General features: G+C 53.5%; 5 protein-coding genes and 1 pseudogene. All 6 read left to right on the plus strand.

Annotated elements, in window-relative coordinates:
- Positions 1-66: 66 nt before the first annotated feature.
- Entirely contained in the window at positions 67-387 is a 321-nt protein-coding gene (locus tag ACOTYB_RS24675) for a hypothetical protein (RefSeq protein WP_032141950.1), read from the plus strand.
- Positions 388-442: 55 nt separating this feature from the next.
- Entirely contained in the window at positions 443-895 is a 453-nt protein-coding gene (locus tag ACOTYB_RS24680) for a lysozyme (RefSeq protein ID WP_409248783.1), read from the plus strand.
- Entirely contained in the window at positions 892-1,269 is a 378-nt protein-coding gene (locus ACOTYB_RS24685; RefSeq protein WP_409248764.1) for a DUF2570 domain-containing protein, read from the plus strand. Before ACOTYB_RS24680 ends, ACOTYB_RS24685 begins: the two co-directional genes overlap by 4 nt.
- Positions 1,253-1,348, plus strand: a pseudogene (locus ACOTYB_RS24690) (Rz1 lytic protein); the annotation flags it as partial. The gene ACOTYB_RS24685 and the pseudogene ACOTYB_RS24690, both read left to right, overlap by 17 nt.
- Before the next feature lie 319 nt (positions 1,349-1,667).
- Positions 1,668-1,886, plus strand: a complete 219-nt coding sequence (locus ACOTYB_RS24695) for a hypothetical protein (protein WP_059520828.1) — start codon at positions 1,668-1,670, stop codon at positions 1,884-1,886.
- A gap of 3 nt (positions 1,887-1,889) precedes the next feature.
- Positions 1,890-2,467 (plus strand): putative metallopeptidase (locus tag ACOTYB_RS24700; RefSeq protein WP_421765917.1); only part of this gene is annotated, 578 nt, incomplete at its 3' end.

Consider the following 2,467-nt stretch of genomic DNA (forward strand, 5'->3'; position numbering starts at 1 on the left):
CGTAGCTATCGTGTCTGACGGCCTTTTCCCAACTACCACACAGCACCCCGGACCCGGAGGTGTGGAATGCAACGTATGAACCCAACAAATGGACACGATCTGCCGTACTGGTGGTCGGCGGCCTTGGGTCTGTTCTCTTTGCTTAGCCTACAGGATTACGTTTTTATTATCGGCGCGCTGGTATCGGCGTTCTTCACGATAAAAACCTATTACGCAAAACGGAAAGAAGAGCGTGAGCGTATGGCTGAGGAAAGGAAACGAACCCAGCTGCTGGAAAACTACTTATCTGATGTAGGTAAAAAACCTCACTCCGATCGTCCGGCTGCCGCCGAGGTGGTTACGGAGGCAATGCGGAGAATTTCCGGTGGCACAGTTGAAACTGAGTAAGAAAAGCGGCGCGGCGGGCATTGTCTGCTCCGTAGGAACGATCATCGCTATTGTGATGAATGCGGGACACGTCCGGACTAACGAGCGCGGGCTGGAGTTAATCGGCAACGCTGAATCTTGCCGACGAGATCCATATGCCTGCCCGGCCGGTGTGCTGACTGACGGTATGGGGAACACGCATGGCGTGAAGCTTGGCACCGTTAAGTCTGACCAGCAGATCGCAGCCGAATGGGAGCGCAACATCCTTGATGCTGAGTCCTGCGTTAACCGTTACGGGAATGGCAGAAAGCTATCTGACGATACTTTCTCAGCAGCTGTATCGGTAACGTTTCGTGCTGGCTGTGGGAACATGCGCACTTCCACGATGTTCTCTCTTCTCAGAAGTGGAGACATCACGGCGGCATGCAACCAGTTCCCTCGCTGGGTATGGGGAGGCGGCAAGGTTCTGCCTGGTCTGGTAACTCGAGCAGGGAAAGAAAAGGCGCTCTGCCTGGAAGGTGTTAAATGAGCCGGTTAACAGCAATCATCTGTGCTTTCGTTATCTGTCTGCTGGTTTCCATGGCCTGGATGATTAACCATTACCGCGACAACGCCATCAACTACAAGGACCAGCGCGACAAGGCGACGGTCAGGGCAGACACATCGGAAGCGATCACCAACAACGTGATCACCACGATGAACCTTATCCGTGACATCTCACAGGCTACCCAGAATGCAAAGAACGAACTGGCTCAAAAGGGCGAAACGCGCATTGTCTACATCAGGCAGGCACTTGAAGGCGATCCGTGTGCTAACCAGCTTGTTCCTTCTGCCGCTGCTGACAGCCTGCGGGAATACGCAGACAGTTTACGTTCCGGCCCCGGTGGTGCCGATAAGCGCTGACCTGACCGCAGACACACCGATCCCCGGAATGGTGGTTCCGTTCACATGGCAGGCAAGTCTCGAGTTAAACGCTCAGCTCTACACGGCGCTCGGGCAGTGCAATCTGGATAAGGCGGGGATTAGAAGTATTGAAGAACGCCGTAATGCTGTGCAATCAGCAGACAAATGAGATGGATGATGTCGTTGATTGCTGGTGCGAAACTATTAATGAATTGCATGATTTCTCCTTCTTAAGGTTGTACGGTTCCGAATGTTTAACCTAAGTCAGTTTCGAATCTCAGGTTCTATAGTGGTCTCTAATTATTTTGCTGCGGATCCCTTCCATTAGGAGTGGTCTTTAATGCAGATATCACTTTGTCCAACATGTTGGACTTCACAAGCGGATAAAGAGGCTCTCAATGTCCGACATCTACCAAATCACGCTAACCACCCAAACAGGCGAAACCTTCACGGGCAAGATGTCACGACGTCAGCCTGAGTTGGTGAACGGCTTTGTGCCGCTGGCGACGGAAACGGGCCAGTGGCTGTATTTCGCTCCTGCTGATGTGAAGCGAGTGGAGTTCACGCCGGTACCAGCAGAGCAGGCCGAACAGCCAGAAGAACAAACAACGGAGTAACCCATGGTAAACGATGAAGATCGCAGGCCATACCCGCCAGTTAACTTCATCATCTCCGACAACTGGCAGCCATACACCCGGCTCATACCCGCCAATGAAGTGCATGAATGGGTAAGCCGCCAAATCCTCAGTGATACCGGCAGCATCCATAACCCTGACCATGAACACCTGTTAGAGGCTGACCTCTGCTTCATGTGGGCGTCCCATTCGTTTGCGAAGAAAGGGCGACATGTCCTCGGGCAGGCCGAGCAGGTAATGCTCCGCGCCGGTGGCTGGCAGAAAGCCAGAATGGAACAGCAGATGCATGAATGGTTCGGGCGCATCCCGAAGTTCATCATCACGCTGGCGGCTGATTACTGCTCACAATGCAGCGACCTCGAATTCTGCGCACTGGTTGAGCATGAGCTTTACCACATTGCCCAGGCCACCGATGATTTCGGTGCGCCAAGGTTCAACAAAGAGACCGGGCAGCCAGTGCTTACACTGCGCGGCCACGACGTCGAAGAATTCACTGGTGTCGTACGTCGATACGGTGCCAGCAAAGAAGTACAGGAGCTCGTTGATGCGGCCAATGCGCCAGC

Source organism: Enterobacter cloacae complex sp. IR5450 (assembly GCF_049238665.1).
GTDB classification, from domain to species: domain Bacteria; phylum Pseudomonadota; class Gammaproteobacteria; order Enterobacterales; family Enterobacteriaceae; genus Enterobacter; species Enterobacter hormaechei_C.